The following is a 20,414-nucleotide window of genomic DNA, read 5'->3' as shown; positions in this document are numbered from 1 at the left end:
AGCTCGCTGGGGCATCCCACTGCACCCGGCTTCAGCGTCGGGACCACCGCAGTCCGCCCGGCCCTTCCTGCGGACTGACGTTGATCTTGAACGTGGAGGTGGCTGTTCCTGATGTCCTGGGCGTTGCCACTGAGCCTCAGTCCGTGAAGGTGACCTCGCCGACCGCCGGACCTGTCCGTTCTCGGGCATCTCGTTCGCCCAGAGAGCGAAGCCGGACTTGGCGTCGAACGCGTCACCGCTCTTGTGCGCCCCCCGAAGTGGCCGCCGGCCCGCACGACGGAGACGTTCTCGACCGTCGTCGGTCCGGTGCCGAAACCGTTCATCGGACAGCCGAAGTCCAGGGAACTGATGGTGATGCCGGGGTAGACCAGGCTGTCGGCGATGTCGGATGTTGCGGAAGGTGTCGTAGCCGCCGAATGAAAGACGGCCGCAAGGAGCGCAAGCGCTTTGCGTGCGGAACGCAATTTCGGAAAGCGGACAGCTGCGCTTACCGTTCCTAGGCATGAGTCCCGTTCCGACCGCCCCCGCCCGGCGACGGCGGTTCGGCTGGCCGCAGCGGGTCTTCTCACAGGTCCTGCTGATGCAGCTGACGATCGTCACCGGGGTCATCGCTCTGGCCACAGGCCTTTTCCTCGCCCCGCTCAGCGCCCAGCTCGACGATCAGGCCATGCGCCGCGCGCTCGCCATCGCGGAAACCACCGCGTCACCCGAGCTCGCCGAGGATGTGACCGGTTCCCGGCCGACCGCCGACGGCCCGGTCCAGGCCGAGGCCGAACGGATCAGGCAGGCCACCGGAGCCGAGTACATCGTGGTCATGGACGGGCGCGGCGTGCGCTGGTCCCACACCTCCCCCGCCCAGATCGGCCGGATCGTCTCCACCGACCCGAGCGAGGCGCTGGCCGGGCGGGACGTGATGGAGATCGACAGCGGCACCCTCGGGCGGTCCGCCCGCGGCAAGGTGCCGCTGCGCGACGAGGAAGGCCGGATCGTCGGCGCGGTGTCCGTCGGCATCGAGTACGACAGCGTGCGGGCCCGGCTGCTGGCGGCGATCCCCGGCCTGCTCGCCTACGCCGGCGGCGCACTGGCCGTGGGGGCGCTCGCCGCGTACCTGATCTCCCGCAGACTCCAGCGGCAGACCCATGACCTCGCCTTCTCCGACATCTCCGCCTTGCTCGCCGAGCGCGAGGCGATGCTGCACAGCATCAGGGAAGGCGTCGTAGCCCTGGACGCGGCCGGGCGTGTGCGGCTGCTGAACGACGAGGCGCAGCGGCTGCTCGGGGTGGGGCCGGAGGCCACGGGACGGCCGCTGGACGAGGTGCTGGGCGAGGGACGCGCCAGTGACGTCCTGGCGGGCCGGGTGAGCGGTGACGACCTGCTGACGGTACGCGGCAGCAGGGTCCTCGTCGCCAACCGGATGCCGACCGACGACGGCGGCGCCGTCGTCACCCTCCGCGACCGCACGGAACTCGAGCAGCTGGGCCGTGAGCTCGACTCCACCCGCGGGCTGATCGACGCGCTGCGCGCGCAGGACCACGAGCATGCCAACCGCCTGCACACCCTTCTCGGCCTGCTGGAGCTGGAGATGCACGAGGAGGCGGTGGAGTTCGTCACCGAAGTGGTCGGGGTGCACCGGGCCACCGCGGAGCAGGTGACGGAGAAGATCCACGATCCGCTGCTCGCCGCGCTGCTCGTCGGCAAGGCGACGGTCGCTGCGGAGCGCGGGGTGTCGCTGCGGATCGCGCCCGCCACCCTGCTGCCCGACCGGCTGGTGGACCCGCGCGGGCTGGTCACGATGGTGGGCAACCTGGTCGACAACGCGCTGGACGCGGCAGCGGGCACACCGGACCCGCGGATCGAGGTCGAGCTGCACACCGTCGGCAGCACGGTGATCCTCCGGGTCGCCGACAGCGGTCCCGGTGTCCCGGCCGAGCACCGCGAGCTGATCTTCACCGAGGGGTGGACCACCAAGGAACTGCCGGCCCACGGCAAGCGAGGCCTCGGGCTGCCGCTTGTCCGCAGGTTCGCCGAGCGGCAGGGCGGTAGCGCCACGGTCCGCGAATCGGCCTCCAAGGGCGCCGAATTCGTCGTGGTACTGCCCGACGCCCTGGCCGAGACCGGTCCGGACGAGGACCTCCCACCGATTTCCCGACCGCTCGACGCACCGGATCCCGGCGAGATCGGCATACCGGGTGGGGCGGGCGTCGCACGAAACCTCCGGCAGGCGCGATGATCGACGTACTGGTCGTGGACGACGACGTCCGGGTCGCCCGCATCAACGCTGCCTATGTCGCCAAGGTGCCCGGCTTCCGGGTCGTCGCTGAGGCCCATTCGGCCACGGAGGCGCTCGCGAGGATCGCCAAGGCGCCCGTCGATCTGATCCTGCTCGATCACTATCTGCCCGACGAGAACGGTCTGTCGGTCGTCCGGGAGCTCCGCGCGCTCGGCCATCAGACGGACGTGATCATGGTGACTGCCGCCCGGAACGTGGCGACCGTCCAGGCGGCGATGCGCCACGGCGCCCTCCAGTACCTGGTCAAGCCCTTCAACTTCGCCGGGCTGCGCGCCAAGCTCGAGGCGTACGCGACACTGCGGCGCGCCCTGGACGGCGGTGGGGAGGCGGAACAGGCCGACGTCGACCGGATCTTCGGCACGCTGTCGGCCGGGGCGATCGCGCCGGAACTCCCGAAGGGGCACTCCCCCACCACGGCCGAGCTGGTCCGCCGGGTGCTGCTGGCCGCCGACGGCCCGTTGTCGGCCCAGGAGATCGCGGAACGCGCGGGCGTGAGCCGGCAGACCGCCCAGCGCTATCTGAAGCTCCTCGAGCGGGCGGGCAGGGTGCGGCTCACGCTCAGGTACGGCGAGACCGGCCGCCCGGAGCACCGTTACGTGTGGGTGGCGAGCACCTGACGCCACCCGGACTCCGTTTCGGACCTCACGGCCAGCGCCGCGGCGTCAGACGGCGCCCGCTCCCGTCAGCGCCCGTACCTCGGTCTCGGCGTGCTTCGCCGCGTCCGGCGGTTCGGAGGAGACGATCGTGCCGATCCAGCCGGCCAGGAAGCCCAGCGGGATGGAGACGAGCCCCGGGTTCTCCAGCGGGAAGACGTGGAAGTCCACACCCGGGAAGAGCGACCGCTCACTGCCGGAGACGACCGGCGACACCAGCACGAGCAGCACCGCGGGCACCAGCCCGCCGTAGACGGCCCAGACGGCGCCGCGCGTGGTGAAGTTCCGCCAGAACAGCGAGTAGAGCAGGACAGGCAGGTTGGCGGAGGCGGCCACGGCAAAGGCCAGGCCGACGAGGAACGCGACGTTCAGGTCGCGGGCCAGCAGCCCGAGCCCGATCGCGACGGCGCCGATGCAGACGGCGGCGATCCGGGCGACGGCGACCTCGCTGTACCGGCGGGCGCACTCCTCCGCGCCCGCCGGCCTGGCCGCGCGCCGGCGCCGCAGCGTCGCGTACAGGTCGTGCGCGACGGAGGCCGAGGAGGCCAGCGTGATCCCCGCGACGACGGCCAGGATGGTCGCGAAGGCCACGGCGGCCACGACCGCGAACAGGACGGCACCCCCGGTGGACCCTGCCCCGCCGCCGAGGTCGAGGGCGAGCAGCGGCACGGCCGTGTTGCCCGCGGCGTTGGACGCCCGGACCTCGTCGGTGCCGACCACGGCGGCCGCTCCGAAACCGAGCACGATCGTCATCAGGTAGAAGCTGCCGATGAGACCGATGGACCAGACGACCGAGCGGCGAGCGGCCCGCGCGGTCGGCACGGTGTAGAAGCGGGACAGGATGTGCGGCAGCCCCGCCGTGCCCAGCACGAGCGCCAGACCGAGGCTGATGAAGTCCAGGCGTGCGGTCCAGTCCCCGCCGTACCTGAGGCCCGGCGCGAGGAAGTCCTTGCCGTGGCCGCTGCGTGCGGCGGCGGAGTCGAGCAACTGGTTGAAGTCGCCGTGGAATCGCATCATCACCAGCACGGTCATCGCGATCGCGCCCGCCATGAGCAGCACGGCCTTCACGATCTGGATCCAGGTGGTGGCCCGCATGCCTCCCATGGACACGTAGATCACCATCAGCGCTCCCACGCCGATGACGGTCCACGACCGGGCGGACTCGCTCGTGCCGCCCAGGAGCAGCGCGACCAGGCTCCCGGCTCCCACCATCTGCGCCACCAGGTACAGGACGGAGACGGCGACCGAGGAGGTGCCGGCCGCGATGCGCACCGGCCGTTCCTTCATCCTGGCGGCAACGACGTCGGCGAGGGTGAACCGGCCGCAGTTGCGGACCAGCTCGGCGACGAGCAGGAGCACGACGAGCCAGGCGACCAGGAAGCCCACGGAGTAGAGCATCCCGTCGTAGCCGTAGAGCGCGATGAGCCCTGAGATGCCGAGGAAGGAGGCGGCCGACATGTAGTCACCGGCGATGGCGAAGCCGTTCTCCATCGGGGAGAACAGCCGTCCGCCCGCGTAGAACTCCTCCGGGGAACCGTGCCTGTTGCGGCTCACCCAGGTGGTGATGCCGAGGGTGACCGCGATGAACGCGCTGAACAGCAGCAGGGCGAGCGCCTGATGGTCCCCGTTCAACGTCCGGCCCCTCTCGTCATCTCCTGCGTGTCCCACCGCAGATCGAGCGCGGCCCGGTCCCTCCGCAGTCGGGCGTGGCGGGTGTACGCCCAGGTCAGCAGGAAGGTGGTCAGGAACTGCGCGAGTCCCGCGACCATCGCCACATTGATCGCCCCGGCCACCGGCCTCGCCATCAGCCCCGGCGCGGTCGTGGCCGCGACGACGTACGCCAGGTACCACAGGAGGAAGGCGGCGGACGCGGGCACGACGAACCGCCGGTAGCGGGCGCGCACTTCCTGGAAGGCCTCGCTGCGCTGTACTTCCAGATAGATGTCGGCGGCGCTGCGTCCGGCCGTCAGGTCTCCCCCGGTGAGCGGCGCGCCGGGGGCAGGGGCTCCGGTGCTGTCCCGGTCGCTCCAGCCCGAGGCCAGCGCGTCGTACCACGGGTCCTCGAGCCGCACTTGTGCGGCGTCCGGGCCTTCCTGCTTCTCCACGCTCACCTCTCCTTGCCGACGAACCGTTTCGGCCGCCTGCCCAAGGATGGACAGAGTGGGAAGATCCCGGACTCTTCTCCGGGGGTCTTCACCCCATCAGGTGACGTTTGTCCCAGGAGGCTTCGCGAGACCCTCCCGATAGGCGTACCGGACCGCCTGTGCCCGGTCGTGCAGGCCGGCCTTCGCGAACAGGTTGTTGATGTGGGTCTTGACCGTGGCGGTGGAGATGCCCAGCGTCGCGGCGATGTCCGCGTTCCCCAGGCCCTCGGCGATCAGGGCCAGCACCTCGCCCTCGCGGGCGGTCAGCCCGTCGGGCAGCCGGGGACCGGCCGGCGGCGGCTCCGCCATGACCTGCTCGAGCAGACGCCGCTGGACCACCGGGGAAAGCCCGGCCCGGCCGGCGACGACGTCCTGGATCGCCCGCACGATCTCGTCCCCGTCGGCGTCCTTGGTGAGGTATCCCCGTGCGCCGGCCCGCAGAGCGGGGAAGAGCGAGTCGTCGTCCGCGTAGGTGGTCAGCACGACGACCTGGGTGGCGGGGTACTCACCGCGGATGCGGCGGGTGGCCTCCACGCCGTCGACCCGTGGCATCCTCAGGTCCATCAGGACGACGTCGGGCGACAGTTGGGCGACGAGCGCGAGCGCCTCCTCTCCGTCCCTGGCCGAACCGACGACCTCGATGCCGGGCAGCAGTCCCAGCAGCATCACGATGCCCTCGCGCACCACGGCCTGGTCGTCGGCGACCACGACCCGCGCGATCTCCCCGGTCATACCGGCACCCGAAGCCGCACCACGAACCCCTCCCCCTCCGGACCCGCCTCGAGCGTGCCGCCGAGCAACTCCGCACGCTCGCGCATACCGAGCAGACCGTATCCGGCGCCGGATCCTCCGAGTTCGCCGGACACCGGCGGCCCGTCCGGCGCCGGCCTTCCCGAGTCCCTCACTTCCAGGACCACTTCGGCGTCCAGGTAGGCGAACAGGATCCTGACCACCGCTCCCGGCGCGTGCTTGCGGACATTGGTCATCGCCTCCTGCGCCACCCTGCGCACCGCCTGCGAGGCGTCCGCGGACAACCGCCGCCGCAACCCGGTGACTTCGACGGACACCGGACCGCTTGCCGCCAGCTCCCGGAGGTACTCCTCCACGGGAGCCATCTCACCACGCAGCGCCGACAGCGCCTGTCGGGTCTCCGCCAGTCCCTCGCGGGCCATGCCGCGCGCGGCGACGACCCGCTCCAGGATCCGGTCGCGGAAGGGCCCTTCAGGGCCCCGCTCGATCTGCAGGCGGGCCGCTTCCAGATGCACCAGCTGCGCCGACAGGCTGTGCGCCAGCACATCGTGGATCTCACGGGCGATCCTGGCCCGCTCGGCGAGAGCGGCGGAGACCGCCTCGGCCTCACGGGCCGCCCGCTCCTGCGCGAGCAGCCGGAATCCCGCGCCACGGGCCTGGGCGTCGAGACGCAGGGCGCACCCGCCGAGCACGACGGCGGCGGTGGTGAGCAGTGCTCCCAGTGTGCTCTGCGCGGTCAGCAGGAATCCGGCCACCGGAAGCGTGACGATCGCGACGACCGGGGCCACCGGCAGCCGCTCGATCGCCATGAGGGCGACCGAGACCCACAGCACCATGGCCGGCACGTCCGCCCCGGCGGCGTGCGCACCGAGGCCGGTGACCGCGATGATGCCGAGCAGCCCCAGCGAGGCGGGCAGCCGGTTCTCGACAGTGGTGTGGTGGTAGCGCGCGGCGGACACCGCACAGCCCAGGAGACCCAGCGGCGGAAGCACCGCTCCCCAGCCGTGGAAGACCTCGGAGGTGTACGCGCTGTACACCGCCCACGACGACAGGGCGGCGAGCAGCGCGACGTCGAGCGCGTGCCGGGCCCTCGGGACACCTATGCCGGACAGGGCCTCGCGGGTGGGCCACTCGGTCCATTTGCTCCTGGGCACGCCGGGCACGTGTGTCCTCCTCCGTCGCACCCGATGCTAGGGAGCGGGGAGCCCGGGGGGATCGGACCAGGGGTGGAGTCCTCGGCTCCACCCCTGGGTGCACGACCGGTCGTACCGGTCAGGCGTCGATGCGCGAGCGGTCCAGCGTGGCCGCCGAGCTGGTGATGAACTCCTTGCGCGGAGCGACCTCGTTGCCCATGAGCAGGTCGAAGATCTGCTCCGAGGACTCCAGGTCCCCGATGTTGATGCGGCGCAGGGTCCGGTGACGCGGATCCATGGTCGTCTCCGCCAGCTGGTCGGCGTCCATCTCACCAAGGCCCTTGTAGCGCTGGATGGAGTCCTTGAACCGGACACCCTTGCGCTGGAACTCCAGCAGCGTCTGCCGCAGCTCGTTGTCGGAGTACGTGTAGACGTACTTGTCCTGGCCCTTCTTGGGCTGGATCAGCTCGATCCGGTGCAGCGGCGGCACGGCGGCGAACACCCGGCCGGCCTCCACCATGGGCCGCATGTAGCGCTGGAAGAGCGTCAGCAGCAGACAGCGGATGTGCGCGCCGTCGACGTCGGCATCGACCAACAGGACGATCTTGCCGTAGCGGGCGGCGTCGATGTCGAACGTCCGGCCCGAGCCGGCCCCTATGACCTGGATGATCGCCCCGCACTCGGCGTTCTTCAGCATGTCGGAGACCGACGACTTCTGGACGTTGAGGATCTTGCCGCGGATCGGCAGGAGTGCCTGGAACTCGCTGTTGCGCGCCAGCTTGGCGGTGCCGAGCGCCGAGTCGCCCTCGACGATGAAGAGCTCGCTGCGCTCGACGTCGTCACTGCGGCAGTCGGCGAGCTTGGCGGGCAGGGACGAGGACTCCAGGGCGGTCTTCCTGCGCTGCGCCTCCTTGTGCTGGCGGGCCGCGATACGCGTACGGGCGGCCGCCACGGCCTTCTCCAGCACCGCGCGGGCCTGTGCCTTGGCGTCCCGCTTGGTGGACGTCAGGAACGCCTTGAGCTCCTTGGCCACCACGTTGGCGACGATCCTGTTGGCCGCGGAGGTACCGAGGACCTCCTTGGTCTGGCCCTCGAACTGCGGCTCCGCGAGGCGGACGGTGACGACGGCGGTGAGCCCCTCCAGCGCGTCGTCCTTCACGATGTCGTCCTCGGCGACGCGCAGCATCTTGGCGGAGCGCAGCACCTCGTTCATCGTCTTGGTCACGGAACGTTCGAAGCCGGTCACATGGGTGCCGCCCTTGGGGGTGGCGATGATGTTGACGAAGGACTTGAGCGTGGTGTCGTACCCGGTGCCCCAGCGCAGGGCGATGTCCACGCCGAGCTCGCGGGTGACCTCCGTCGGCGTCATGTGGCCGCGCTCGTCGAGCACGGGGACGGTCTCCTTGAACGTGCCCTGGCCGGTGAGCCTCAGCACGTCGCAGACCGGCTTGTCCTGGGCCAGGTACTCGCAGAACTCGCTGATCCCCCCGTCGAAGCGGAAGGTCTCCACGCTCTTGCCCTCGCCGCCGGCGTCGCTCAGGCCGCGCTCGTCATGGACGACGATGGTCAGGCCGGGCACGAGGAAGGCGGTCTGACGGGCGCGCTGGTGGAGCGTCTCCAGGGAGAGCTTGGCGTCCTTGAGGAAGATCTGGCGGTCCGCCCAGTACCGGACGCGGGTGCCGGTCCTGGCCTTCGGGACGCGCTTGCCCTTGCGCAGGCCGTTCGCCGGGTCGAAGGGAGCGTCGGGGCCGGACTCGGTGAAGATGCCGGGCACGCCGCGCCGGAAGCTGATCATGTGGGTCGCGCCACCGCGGTCGACCTCGACGTCGAGGCGGGCGGAGAGGGCGTTCACCACCGAGGCGCCTACACCGTGGAGACCGCCGGAGGCCGCGTAGGAGCCGCCGCCGAACTTGCCGCCGGCGTGCAGCTTGGTCATCACGACCTCGACCCCGGAGAGCCCGGTCTTGGGCTCCACGTCCACGGGGATGCCGCGGCCGTTGTCCCGAACCTCGACGGAGCCGTCCTCGTGGAGGATCACCTCGATGTGGTCGCAGTGGCCGCCGAGGGCCTCGTCGACGGAGTTGTCGATGATCTCCCAGAGGCAGTGCAGGAGGCCGCGGCTGTCGGTCGAGCCGATGTACATGCCAGGTCGTTTGCGAACCGCCTCGAGCCCCTCCAGGACGAGCAGGTGCCGCGCGGTGTAGTTGGAGCCGTCACGGTCTGCTGTCAGCAGTGCTGTGGACGGCACGGACGATTCGGCGGTCACGCGGTTCGCTCCTCGCTGAATTTCAAATGTGGCCAAGGGGGGTACGGGCCCGGCGTCGGTCGCCGGTGAGAGCGTACCGAGGCCTGGTAGAGCCGATGTAACGCCACCCACCCGATTTCTCATGCTAGTGCAGCTTCGCATGGGTGTTCGATAGCTCGATGGAGTGACGTGCACATCACGTTCCCAACGGGGCATGAACCATTTAGGCTCCGGGCACGTCCTCATCAACAACCGGCACCCGGCCGGGAGGGCCAAACGAGACAAGCAATGCGAAATCCGTAGAGCGAAGCAATACGGCTCATTCGCCGCCAACCGGCAGCAGACAGCCACCTCGGGAAAAAGTTTCGAGGAAAAGCCACGAGCGGGAACGTTTTCGGCCTGGTTGGATGTTGACCCTGGTACGACAGCTCGTCGAGCTAGAGAAGAGGCGACGTGACTACTGTTCTGACCCCCGCGAGCCCGCTGACGGCCGCTGACCGCTGCGACCGCTGCGGCGCCCAGGCTTATCTGCGCGTCGTACTGATCAGCGGTGGTGAACTGCTCTTCTGCGCCCACCACGGGCGCAAGTTCGAGCCGGAACTCAAGAAGATCGCCGCGGAAATACAGGATGAGACGGACCGCCTGACGGCTGTGCCGGCAGACACCGGCGAAGAGGATCACTGACACCTCACATCCCGACGAGCCAAGGGCCGGTCCAGGACCGGCCGATGGGCGGCTCCCCCGGCCACTGGGGGAAGCCGCCCGCTCTCGTTCCGTGACTTTTTTCCGGGTGCCGCGGCCGGACCGATCAGTCGGCGCCCATCGTGCTCGGCACCACCGCAGAGACCCGCGTATAGACGCCCGGACCATCAGGGCGCCCGCAGCCGCTGCCCCAGGAGACCAGGCCGATGAGCTTGCCTCCGGCGATCAGCGGCCCTCCGCTGTCCCCCTGGCAGGCGTCGTGCCCGCCCTTCGGGTCCCCCGCGCACAGCATCGTGGAGCTTCTGTACCTGCTGCCCTGCCCGCCGGGGTAGGCCTTCGCGCACGTCTCGTCCGGCAGGACGGAGACCCGTGCCGCCCGCAGCGACGACGCGTAACTGCCATTGCCCTGTGTGTCACCCCATCCGTACACGGTCGCGGCCGTGCCCACCTCGTACGCCGGGTCCCCCGCCGCCGCCACCGGCAGCACATGACTCTTGGGCAGGGCCTCCGAGAGGGTCAGCAGCGCCATGTCTGCACTGTTCGTCACCGGGTCGTACGCGGGCGTGACCCACGTTCCCCGTACCGGCACCTCCCGGCCGCCGTCGCCGGCCAGCTCCGAGCGTCCCGCGATCACCAGTAGATCGCGCACGGACGCGGCCTCCTTTCCGAGGACGGCGTTGCTCAGACAGTGAGCTGCTGTCATCACCTTGGTGGGCGCCACGACCACACCTCCGCAGAACTGTCCGCTCCGCGCTGGGCCGAACCGGTCACGGCTGGCCAGCGCGACCACCCATGGACTCTCGTCGGCACGAACCTCGTATCCGCCGACGACGACGCTGTCGGCGGCGGCAGGGAAGGACATCGCCGGTGTTGTCACGACCGCTGCTGCGATCAGAGCCGGCAATCCGGCGATGCTTCGGGCAGTGGGGCGACGCATACGGTCTCCTGACTCTGCGTGAATCCGATCCCACCCAGAGTCGTCCAACCGGCCGCCTCGCGCACCCTCGCGCCACGCCGAAGGGCCCGGCTCCCCCATGGGGATCCGGGCCCTTCGAAGCCGTTCGGCGCGCATGTCCGGCGCCTCGATCAGGTGCGGCCTAGTCGAGGTAGTCGCGCAGGACCTGCGAACGCGACGGGTGACGCAGCTTGGACATCGTCTTGGACTCGATCTGCCGGATGCGCTCTCGCGTCACGCCGTAGACCTTGCCGATCTCGTCCAGGGTCTTCGGCTGGCCGTCGGTGAGACCGAAGCGCATGGACACCACGCCCGCCTCACGCTCGGACAGGGTGTCGAGCACCGAGTGGAGCTGCTCCTGCAGGAGGGTGAAGCTGACCGCGTCGGCCGGGACGACCGCTTCGGAGTCCTCGATCAGGTCGCCGAACTCGCTGTCGCCGTCCTCACCGAGCGGGGTGTGCAGCGAGATCGGCTCACGGCCGTACTTCTGGACCTCGATGACCTTCTCGGGGGTCATGTCGAGCTCCTTGGCCAGCTCCTCCGGAGTGGGCTCACGGCCCAGGTCCTGAAGCATCTGGCGCTGGACGCGCGCGAGCTTGTTGATGACCTCGACCATGTGCACCGGGATACGGATGGTGCGGGCCTGGTCGGCCATGGCGCGGGTGATCGCCTGACGGATCCACCAGGTGGCGTACGTGGAGAACTTGTAGCCCTTGGTGTAGTCGAACTTCTCGACCGCGCGGATCAGACCGAGGTTGCCCTCCTGGATCAGGTCCAGGAAGAGCATGCCGCGGCCCGTGTAGCGCTTGGCCAGCGAGACGACCAGCCGGAGGTTGGCCTCCAGCAGGTGGTTCTTGGCGCGACGGCCGTCCTCGGCGATGATCTCGAGCTCGCGCTTGAGCTTCGGGGCCAGCTTGTCCGAGTTCGCCAGCTTGTCCTCGGCGAAGAGACCGGCCTCGATGCGCTTGGCGAGCTCGACCTCCTGCTCGGCGTTCAGCAGGGGGACCTTGCCGATCTGCTTCAGGTAGTCCTTGACCGGGTCGGCGGTGGCACCGGCGACCGCGACCTGCTGCGCGGGCGCGTCGTCCTCGTCGTCGTCGGAGAGGACGAAGCCCTTGCTCTCACCCTCGGGCTCTTCCTCGTCGCCCTTGCCCGCGGGCTGGGCCTCGTCGAGCAGCTCCTCGCCCTCGGCGTCGTCGCTGTCCTTCTTGGCGGTGGTCTTCTTCGCCGCCGTCTTCTTGGCGGTGGTCTTCTTCGCCACCGTCTTCTTGACCGTGGCCTTCTTGGCGGCCGCCTTCTTCGCGGGCGTGGTCTCCGAGGACTCGTCAGCCGGGACCTCGACGGTCTCGGCGGTCGGAGCCGCGGTGGCCGCAACGGTCTTCGCCGTGGTGGTCTTGGCGGCGACGGTCTTGGTGGCGGTGCGCTTTGCCGGGCTCTTCGCTGCGACGCTCTTGCGGGCGCGCTTGGGCGACTCCGCTGCACTGACCATCAGCGTCACACCCTCTTCCTCGAGGATCTGATTGAGGCTGCGCAGAACATTCTTCCACTGGGTTGGCGGAATCTGGTCAGCTTCGAAGGCACGACGCACGTCATCGCCGGCGATCTGCCCATCAGCCTTTCCCCGCTCGATGAGCGCCATCACAGACTCGGACTCGGCGATCTCCGGCGGGAGCGTACGGGATGTGCTGGCCGACACGAACAACCTCTCGGAACGATGGAAACGGCTTCCGGCCCCACCCATGATCGGGCCGGAGCCGACGACCACCGGGCTGCGGATGTGCCGGTGGCGCGGGCAACACCCAGGAGCTGTCACAGCGCCGTGTACGGCGGCTGTATTCCCTCCTCGGCTGTCACCTCTTAGGTCATCGCGCTGTCTCGAGGAGTGTTACGCCCAATCCACGTGGTCCGAGTCACACCCCAAATGCCGCTTTACGGTCGAAGTGGTGCGATCGGTGCAGTGCGAGTCGCCGGACCCCCCTGGGAATCCGGCGACATGCAGCCCGAACACCGTCGCACTCACCGACCGCCGCCGAGGTCAGTGCTCACGCGGCGCGGGGACCACTCGCTCCCCTTCCGGGTGAACGGTGAGAAGCCGGCGCATGGCGGACTCGGCGGCGTGGGCGTCACCGGAGGCGAGAGCTTCCGCGATGTGGGCGTGGTGCGACAGGGACGCCTCGGTCGGGCGGTCACAGCCCGCGACCGGGCCGCCGGACACCTGGAGCGCGGCCGAGACGATGCCCGACAGGTGCTCGAGCATGCGGTTGCCCGCGAGCTGGATGAGCAGGGAGTGGAATTCGGCGTCGGCACGCGAAAAGGTGAGGCCGTCACCCTGGGCCAGGGCGTGGCCCATGATCTCGACCATGTCACCGAGACGCTGCTGGACGTCCTCACGGCCGTGACCGGCGGCGAGTCGGGCCGCCAGTGGCTCGATCGTCCAACGCAGCTCGCTCAGCTCACGGCGCTGGTCGTCGCGCTGCGGGCCGAAGGCGCGCCACTCGATGATGTCGGGGTCGAGAAGGTTCCAGTCGCTGACGGGCCGGACCCGGGTGCCGACATTGGGGCGGGCGCTGACCAGCCCCTTCGCCTCGAGGACACGGAGAGACTCCCGCACGACCGTGCGGGAGACCTCGAAGCGCTGGCCGATCTCCTCGGGGACGAGCGGACGGTCGGCCCCGAGATCGCCCGAGACGATCATCTGGCCGAGCTGCTGGACGAGTTGGCCGTGCAGGCCGCGACCGCGGCTGCCTGCCGTACGGCGGCCCACCCGGCCCAATTCGGTGTCGGCCGCTTCCCAGGCGGTAGGAGCGACGCGATCTGCCGCGGGCGACTCCCCGTAGCCGTAACGGTCGAGTTCCCCCGGACCGGCCAGACCGGTCTCGGCGGGGCGGGCGGGGGGCATCATGGTGTGCGCAAGGGTACTCACGCATCCTTTGTCGGCTCAGCTTCCGAGCCCCTTGAGGTCTTTGGTGAAAAGCACACGAAAGGGTGATCGGCGCTCACCCTGCAATTGACGCCTTATCGGGAATAAACGGGCATTCCTCAGGGCGTTGTGGGCGGTTCACGGACAGCCGGTCGCGGTTGATCACCAAAAGGCCCTCCGGTGAAGGCCGGTGAACACATACGTGCAGATCAGGCCACCAGCGGCAACATCGGCGCGACGCCCACGGGTTGCGGCGGCAACCGCATCGCTGCGATCGGCCGGCGATCCGCCTTGGGAAGCTCGACCCCGCCACGCTTTCGGAGCCCGCCGGGCAGTCGGCGATCGAACGGACTGCCGGTACGACAAGCACCTTGTGTGCGCGGGGTGCCGCGAGGACCGGCCCGGCCAGAACCGCCGCGACTCCGGCCGCGGCGACTCCGAAGACCCCCCGCGGCGAGCAGGCCCGACCATGCGCATCCGCCCCAGAGGGCGCACCAACCATTCGCCGGCGCAGGCCAGTCGGGCGGCAGCGCCACCGATTCCGCCTGAACACCAGCCGGAGCGCGCGTGCACATCGAGGGCCGCCACGAGCCGCCGCGAGCGTGACGGCGGACGCCGCCGTCACACAGAGCTTGGCCAGAACCAGTCCCAGCCGGCGGGGCACCGTGCCCCGCGCGGACGTGAGAGCCGGGTAACGGAACTCCTCACCGATGGCGAGCGCACCGATCAGCCCGGCCCCGAACGCCGCGGGAGGCAACGGCAGGAAACCGGGCCGGGCGGCGATGGTGTGCGGCTTCACCGTGGGCGCGCCGGTCCGGGCGAGCATGAGGCACAGGGCGAGCGAGGCGGCAACCGCGGCCGGAGCAATCAGCGGAGAGGTCCGGACACCGAGGAGCCGGCGGAACGGAACTCGTAGCGCAGTGGCCACCGGGGACTGCGCACCGGCTGCGGCGCCCTCGGAACGGCGGGGGTGAAGGGCCGCGGGGGCGGGGCGGGGGTGGGGGGGGGGGGGGGGGGCGGGAGGGGGGGGGGGGGGGGGCCGGCTCGGGGGTTGCTGCCGGAACTGGAGCTGAGGACGGGGAGGTAGTCGAGGGCGGGGTGGCGCGGGACTCCGCTGGAGTTGCGGTCTCGGTGACGGGCCCGCCTCGGGCGCCGGAACCGTGTCGCCGACCTCCTCGGTGAGGCGGTGGACGAGTGCGCCGTGCCGGAAAGCGGTCCCGCCCACCTCGGCACAGCTGCTGCCGAAGACGGCAAGCACACCACCGCTCTCGGCGACCACCTCCATCGAGCGCCGCTTCGCGCGCGCCCCGCGCGCGAGGACGGCGGAGAGAGGGACCGCGTGCGGGGTGGGGCGACCGGGGGCCGGAGCCGGGTCCGTGAGAACTCTGCGGCCCGGCGAGCAGGCGCCCCTCGTACAGCGTGACGACGCGGTCGGCGACCCGGGCGGCCTCCTTGGGCTCGCGCAGCGCGCACAGAACCGTTCCGCCATGAAAAGCGTGCGCCCGCAGCAGCGCGAACAGCCGGCTTCGGTCGCGGGGCGAGAGCCCGGCCGGGGTAGTCGAGGACCAGCGTCTGCGGGTGGCCGAGAAGGGCGGACGCCAGCCCCAGTCGGCGGTCCATGGCCGAGGGAGCTCCCTGGAGGCGCGTTCCAGCGCCGGCTGCCCCGTGGACTCGCGGAGGAGTAGCCCGGGCGCTGATTTCCGCGGGCGCTCACGGCGTGCCTGCGACAGCCCTGCCCTTCCGGACCGTGCGTGCGGGGCCACTGCGTGCGGCCCCGCCCGAGGTCAGACCTCGGGCCGCAGCATCGGCGGGTTCAGGATCGTGGCGCCGCCGGCCCGGAAAAGCTGGGCGGGCCGGCCGCCCTGCCGGGTGGTCGTGCCACCGGCGGGGACCAGGAAGCCTGGCGTACCAGTGACCTTGCGGTGGAAGTTGCGGGGGTCGAGGGCGACGCCCCACACAGCCTCGTACACCCTCCGCAGCTCTCCGACGGTGAACTCCGGTGGGCAGAACGCCGTGGCCAGGGACGAGTACTCGATCTTGGAACGGGCCCGTTCCACGCCGTCCGCCAGGATCACCGCGTGGTCGAAGGCCAGCGGCGCCTGCTGTTCGTCCTCCCGGGCGAAAGCAGTACCCCGGGCGAGGAGTTCCTCGACCGGCGCCCAACGGGCGCTGTTAGCGTCGCCGCCGGCACGGGGTGCCGGCAAGTCCGGGGCCAGCACGAGATGCGCGACGCTCACCACCCGCATCCGTGGATCGCGCTTGGGGTCGCCGTATGTGGCGAGCTGTTCAAGGTGGGCGCCGTTGGCCGATCCCGGGGAGGCGGGGTCGTGCGCGCACAGTCCGGTTTCCTCGGCCAGTTCGCGCGCGGCCGCCGCCGCCAGGTCCTCATCGCCCCTGACGAAGCCTCCGGGCAGCGCCCACCGTCCCTGAAACGGCGGCTCGCCTCGGCGTACGACGAGGGCGCAGAGCGCATGCCGACGCACGGTGAGCACGACCAGGTCGACAGTGACGGCAAAGGGCGGGAAGGCCGACGGGTCGTAGGGCGACATGCCGCGATCATAGTCGTCTGCCTGACGATAAACACACCCTTCCCAGCCTGTGCCCCGACGTTTTCGGCTCGGCTCCGGAAGTCCACCGCCATATGGCTCCCACCGCCCAAGTGGAGCCCGCCTGCGTCCTTCTCGACGGGTGCCGGACGGCTCGGGGCCGCTGCGGATGCTCGACTGTCGCCGGACGCTGTCGACCGCCGCGGACTGCGCGATCGTGCCCGTTGCCGGACCCGAAGGTCCGCCGACAACCGCTGGGCCCGCACGCCGTCGGCCACGCCACCGGCACGCGGTCATCGTCTGCTCCTGGCACCGCGCTGCCCGCTGCGCCGTGCGGCACGTGTACGAGCACGAGCGGCCGCTGTTCCGTGGCGTGGGCGGCTGGGCGCGGCACCACTCCGGGGGTGCGTGCGGTGCAAATCGGCCTGGTCCGGCTCGTCGGCGGACGGCCGGACGGGCCCGCCGCGCCGCCGCCGACCGGCCGGAGTGCGGTGCGCGTCGGCGCAGGGTGCTGACGGTGTCCCCTGCGGGGGGACGTCGCGTTGGCCCCGCAGGCAACGGCGCACCGTCTCCGGGTCCAGCCCTTCGTTGCACGCCTGGTGCAGCAGGCGTGCGAAGACGTACTCGGGGTCTGCCCGGAGGGCGAGCCCCAGTGCCACGCGTGCGCCCGGCTCGTCGCCGACGGACCAGGACACCCATCCGGCGAGGGTGAGGGTCGCCGCGGCGTGCTCCGTATAGGGCCCGGCGCAGCGCCTCGACAGAACACGCCAGAGACGCAGGGCCGGAACCGCTTCCTCGCCTTCCATCCATTGCGCTGCCCGGTCCCTCGTCTCCCGGTCCTGGAGGCCGAGGATCACCGCGGCGGCTTCGTCGTCCGAAACGAGCCGGTCGTCATCGGCATCAGCAGCGGGATCGACGTCGGCACGAGGGGCTTCCGCCATCCGTTCCAGCAGAAGGCGTGCCAGCGCGACGGTCTCTCCGGCGACCTCCTGCCGACCCTGCGCGTCGAGAATCCTGGAAGTCAGTGCGGCACCTGCGGCATCCAGCGCTCGCACCTGCTTCTCCGTCGCCGGTCCGGGCTGCGGGGCGAACCGCCGCTCCATGTCGCGCAGGCTTCCGCGCACCCGGACACCCGCGTACGCGGCCGCGGCGGCCATGACCGACGTGCCCGGCAGAGCGAGGGGCGTGCCGTCGGGCGGGCAGCAGCGGGCGTCAGGACAGCAGTAGGACCAGAAACGGCCGTCGGAAATGCACAATGCCTCGTAAACGGGTACGTCGAGGCCTCCGCAGGCGGTGCGCAGCCGCTGCGCGAGCGGGCGCAGGCGCTCCATCACCCGGTCACCCGTCTCGTCGCCGACCGGGTCCTGGCACAGGAAGACGACGATGCCGTCGGGCCGTGGGCCGCGGCGACCGCTGCCCCGGATCAGGCACTCCGCGAGCTGCGCCGCGACGGGCTCCCATTCCCGTGGCGCACGCGGAATGCCGAGCCGCAGCCGCCCGCCGAAGCGTCCGTTGCTGCCGTGCAGGGCGACGAGCACGATCGAATCGGTCGGGTGGAAGCCCATCACGTACGGAAGCGCGTCGGCGAGTTCGCCAGGGCCGCGCAGGGTGATCTGCTGGTCGGGGCCTGATCCGGTGAGGTCGTGGTGCTTGTTCATGCCCCGACGGTCCCGTGCCGGCCCGACTCGTCGCGACCCCTGTGGATAAAGTTGTCCACAGGGCATGGGCTCGTTCGCGCTTTGTCGGTGTCATCGGGTTGCATGGGTGCATGACCAACGCAGACCGCGTGGAGCTTCGGGCTTCCGCCGATTCCGTACTGGCACGGCTCGTCTCCGACACCTCCGGCCGTGCCCGGCTGCGTGAGGACCAGTGGCGGGCCATCGAGGCCCTCGTCGCCGACAAGCGCCGTGCGCTGGTCGTCCAGCGGACCGGATGGGGAAAGTCCGCGGTCTACTTCGTCGCGACATCCCTGCTCCGGGCCCGCGGTAGCGGCCCCACCGTGATCGTCTCTCCCCTTCTCGCGCTCATGCGCAACCAGGTGGAGGCAGCGGCCCGGGCTGGGATCCGCGCCCGGTCGATCAACTCGTCGAACACCGAGGAATGGGAGACGATCCAGTCCGAGGTCGCCGCGGGTGAGGTCGACGTTCTGCTCGTGAGCCCCGAGCGGCTGAACAACCCCGACTTCCGCGATAACGTGCTGCCCCGGCTCTCGGCCGCGACCGGTCTGCTCGTGGTGGACGAAGCCCACTGCATCTCGGACTGGGGCCATGATTTCCGACCCGACTACCGCCGACTGCGCACCATGCTCGCCGAGCTTCCCGCCGGCGTCCCCGTCCTCGCGACTACCGCCACCGCCAATGCCCGGGTCACGGCGGACGTCGCGGAGCAGCTCGGCACAGGCGCGGGCACGGACGCCCTGGTGCTGCGCGGCCCGCTGGACCGGGAGAGCCTCAGCCTCGGTGTGCTGCAACTCCCGGACGCCGCCAGCCGTCTTGCCTGGCTGGCCGACCATCTCGGCGAGCTGCCGGGTTCCGGAATCATCTACTCGCTGACGGTCGCCGCCGCCGAGGAGGTGACCGCGTATCTGCGCCAGTGCGGTCACACGGTGACCTCGTACACCGGACGCACGGAGAACGCGGATCGCCAGCAGGCGGAGGAGGACCTGCTCGCGAACCGCGTGAAGGCGCTGGTCGCGACCTCGGCGCTCGGGATGGGGTTCGACAAGCCGGACCTCGGCTTCGTCGTGCACCTCGGCTCCCCCTCGTCGCCCATCGCCTATTACCAGCAGGTGGGTCGCGCCGGCCGTGGCGTGGAGCATGCGGAGGTGCTGCTTCTGCCGGGCAAGGAGGACGAGGCGATCTGGCAGTACTTCGCGTCCGTCGCCTTTCCTCCCGAGGAACTTGTGCGGCGCACTCTCGATGTGCTGGCGCAGGCGGACAGGCCGCTGTCCCTGCCCGCGCTGGAGCCCTTGGTGGAGCTGCGGCGCACACGGCTCGAAACGATGCTCAAGGTGCTCGACGTCGACGGCGCCGTGCGCCGGGTAAAGGGCGGCTGGACCACGACGGGCCAGCCGTGGTCCTACGACGGGGAACGCTATGCGTGGGTGGCCCGGCAGCGCGCGGCCGAGCAGCAGGCGATGCGCGAGTACGCCCGCTCCACCGGCTGCCGGATGGAGTTTCTGAGGCGCCAGCTCGACGACGAGGAGGCGACGCCCTGCGGCCGCTGCGACAACTGCTCCGGAGCGCGATTCAGCGACAAGGTGTCGGCGGGGGCACTGGACGCGGCACGTGGGGAGCTGGGCAGGCCGGGCGTCGACGTCGAGCCCCGCAAGATGTGGCCGACCGGACTGGCCGCCGTCGGCGTCACCCTCAAGGGCCGGATCCCGGAGAGCGAACAGTCCTTCACCGGCCGCGCGCTGGGGCGTCTTTCGGACATCGGCTGGGGGAACCGACTGCGCCCGATGTTCGCCCCGCAGGCAGCGGACGGCCCCGTTCCCGACGACATGGCCGACGCGGTCGTGACCGTGCTCGCCGACTGGGCCAAGGGGCCCGGCGGCTGGGCCTCCGGGGCTGTGGACGCGCCGGCCCGGCCCGTGGGCGTGGTGACGATCGCCTCCCGAACCAGGCCCCGTCTGATCGGCTCACTCGGCAGCCGTATCGGGCAGGTCGGCAGGATGCCCCTGCTCGGCACCGTCGAGTACGTGCCGGAGGCACTGGAGGTACACGTTTCGCGCACCAACAGCGCGCAGCGGGTGCGGGCGCTGCACGAGACGCTCGTCGTGCCGCCACATCTGGCCGAGGCCTTGGCCGCCGCGGACGGCCCTGTTCTCCTGGTGGACGACTACTCGGAGAGCGGCTGGACCCTGGCCGTGGCGTCGCGGTTGCTGCGCAGAGCAGGCGCGCAGGGCGTGTTTCCGCTGGTCCTTGCCGTCCAGTCCTGATGCGGAGGGGTCACCGGTGGCAGACAGGGGAAGGGATATGAGAGTCATACCCATCGATATCAGCCGGTCGTGCCGAATTGCTCGTTGCCGCATTCCCATGCGCCAGGAAGAATTGGACTGCTCCCCGCACGGCCCG

At 70.6% G+C, this 20,414-nt stretch carries 14 protein-coding genes and 1 pseudogene; 4 read left to right on the top strand and 11 right to left on the bottom strand.

Annotation, left to right across the window (positions count from 1 at the left end; translation table 11 throughout):
• Positions 1-31: 31 nt before the first annotated feature.
• A pseudogene (locus MDN94_RS17135) lies at positions 32-417 on the bottom strand (hypothetical protein); the annotation flags it as partial.
• Between the two features lie 85 nt (positions 418-502).
• On the opposite strand from MDN94_RS17135, the gene MDN94_RS17130 reads away from it, so the two are divergent.
• Together MDN94_RS17130 and MDN94_RS17125 are read left to right on the top strand one after the other, a co-directional pair.
• Entirely contained in the window at positions 503-2,230 is a 1,728-nt protein-coding gene (locus MDN94_RS17130) for an ATP-binding protein (protein WP_482726622.1), read from the top strand.
• Positions 2,227-2,907, top strand: coding sequence for a DUF7342 family protein (locus MDN94_RS17125; protein ID WP_482726621.1), 681 nt, complete (start codon positions 2,227-2,229; stop codon positions 2,905-2,907). Before MDN94_RS17130 ends, MDN94_RS17125 begins: the two co-directional genes overlap by 4 nt.
• Before the next feature lie 45 nt (positions 2,908-2,952).
• On the opposite strand, the gene MDN94_RS17120 is transcribed toward MDN94_RS17125, so the two are convergent.
• The 5 genes from MDN94_RS17120 to MDN94_RS17100 form a co-directional block, all read right to left on the bottom strand.
• The gene (locus MDN94_RS17120) at positions 2,953-4,575 is read right to left on the bottom strand and encodes a solute symporter family protein (protein ID WP_482726620.1); all 1,623 of its coding nucleotides are present in this window, start codon (positions 4,573-4,575) and stop codon (positions 2,953-2,955) included.
• A complete protein-coding gene (locus MDN94_RS17115) occupies positions 4,572-5,048 on the bottom strand; it encodes a DUF485 domain-containing protein (protein WP_482726619.1) in 477 nt (158 codons plus the stop codon). The genes MDN94_RS17120 and MDN94_RS17115 overlap by 4 nt, the downstream gene beginning before the upstream one ends.
• Positions 5,049-5,144: 96 nt before the next feature.
• Positions 5,145-5,819 carry a response regulator gene (locus MDN94_RS17110; RefSeq protein ID WP_482726618.1) on the bottom strand — a complete coding sequence of 225 codons (675 nt, stop codon included), beginning with the start codon at positions 5,817-5,819 and terminating at the stop codon, positions 5,145-5,147.
• Entirely contained in the window at positions 5,816-6,991 is a 1,176-nt protein-coding gene (locus tag MDN94_RS17105; RefSeq protein WP_482727097.1) for a sensor histidine kinase, read from the bottom strand. Before MDN94_RS17105 ends, MDN94_RS17110 begins: the two co-directional genes overlap by 4 nt.
• A gap of 118 nt (positions 6,992-7,109) precedes the next feature.
• Complete coding sequence (locus MDN94_RS17100; protein ID WP_441266652.1) at positions 7,110-9,236, bottom strand: DNA gyrase/topoisomerase IV subunit B; 2,127 nt, start codon at positions 9,234-9,236, stop codon at positions 7,110-7,112.
• Positions 9,237-9,668: 432 nt separating this feature from the next.
• Between MDN94_RS17100 and MDN94_RS17095 the strand changes: the two genes are divergently transcribed.
• A complete protein-coding gene (locus MDN94_RS17095; protein ID WP_005311020.1) occupies positions 9,669-9,899 on the top strand; it encodes a DUF7455 domain-containing protein in 231 nt (76 codons plus the stop codon).
• 124 nt (positions 9,900-10,023) lie between these two features.
• Here the strand turns inward: MDN94_RS17095 and MDN94_RS17090 are convergent, their stop codons facing one another.
• The 5 genes from MDN94_RS17090 to MDN94_RS17070 form a co-directional block, all read right to left on the bottom strand.
• Complete coding sequence (locus tag MDN94_RS17090; RefSeq protein ID WP_482726617.1) at positions 10,024-10,854, bottom strand: serine protease; 831 nt, start codon at positions 10,852-10,854, stop codon at positions 10,024-10,026.
• Between the two features lie 160 nt (positions 10,855-11,014).
• Positions 11,015-12,568, bottom strand: a complete 1,554-nt coding sequence (locus tag MDN94_RS17085) for an RNA polymerase sigma factor (RefSeq protein WP_482726616.1) — start codon at positions 12,566-12,568, stop codon at positions 11,015-11,017.
• A 339-nt stretch (positions 12,569-12,907) separates the two neighbouring features.
• Positions 12,908-13,774, bottom strand: coding sequence for a FadR/GntR family transcriptional regulator (locus MDN94_RS17080; RefSeq protein ID WP_482727096.1), 867 nt, complete (start codon positions 13,772-13,774; stop codon positions 12,908-12,910).
• Between the two features lie 1,802 nt (positions 13,775-15,576).
• A complete protein-coding gene (locus tag MDN94_RS17075) occupies positions 15,577-16,341 on the bottom strand; it encodes an NUDIX hydrolase (protein WP_482726615.1) in 765 nt (254 codons plus the stop codon).
• A gap of 290 nt (positions 16,342-16,631) precedes the next feature.
• On the bottom strand, positions 16,632-17,996 hold the full coding sequence (locus MDN94_RS17070; RefSeq protein ID WP_482726614.1) for a DUF4192 domain-containing protein: 1,365 nt from the start codon (positions 17,994-17,996) through the stop codon (positions 16,632-16,634).
• Between the two features lie 110 nt (positions 17,997-18,106).
• On the opposite strand from MDN94_RS17070, the gene MDN94_RS17065 reads away from it, so the two are divergent.
• A complete protein-coding gene (locus MDN94_RS17065; protein ID WP_482726613.1) occupies positions 18,107-20,278 on the top strand; it encodes a RecQ family ATP-dependent DNA helicase in 2,172 nt (723 codons plus the stop codon).
• Positions 20,279-20,414 lie beyond the last annotated feature (136 nt).

Source organism: Streptomyces sp. WAC00040 (assembly GCF_056835925.1).
This window is presented reverse-complemented; position numbering and strand designations above follow the sequence as displayed.

Bases quoted from the DNA above. Each gene is read 5' to 3' on its own strand.
- MDN94_RS17070 (WP_482726614.1), bottom strand. From the start codon at position 17,996: ATGAACAAGCACCACGACCTCACCGGATCAGGCCCCGACCAGCAGATC.
- MDN94_RS17110 (WP_482726618.1), bottom strand. From the start codon at position 5,819: ATGACCGGGGAGATCGCGCGGGTCGTGGTCGCCGACGACCAGGCCGTG.
- MDN94_RS17080 (WP_482727096.1), bottom strand. From the start codon at position 13,774: ATGATGCCCCCCGCCCGCCCCGCCGAGACCGGTCTGGCCGGTCCGGGG.
- MDN94_RS17090 (WP_482726617.1), bottom strand. From the start codon at position 10,854: ATGCGTCGCCCCACTGCCCGAAGCATCGCCGGATTGCCGGCTCTGATC.
- MDN94_RS17075 (WP_482726615.1), bottom strand. From the start codon at position 16,341: ATGTCGCCCTACGACCCGTCGGCCTTCCCGCCCTTTGCCGTCACTGTC.
- MDN94_RS17130 (WP_482726622.1), top strand. From the start codon at position 503: ATGAGTCCCGTTCCGACCGCCCCCGCCCGGCGACGGCGGTTCGGCTGG.
- MDN94_RS17065 (WP_482726613.1), top strand. From the start codon at position 18,107: ATGACCAACGCAGACCGCGTGGAGCTTCGGGCTTCCGCCGATTCCGTA.
- MDN94_RS17125 (WP_482726621.1), top strand. From the start codon at position 2,227: ATGATCGACGTACTGGTCGTGGACGACGACGTCCGGGTCGCCCGCATC.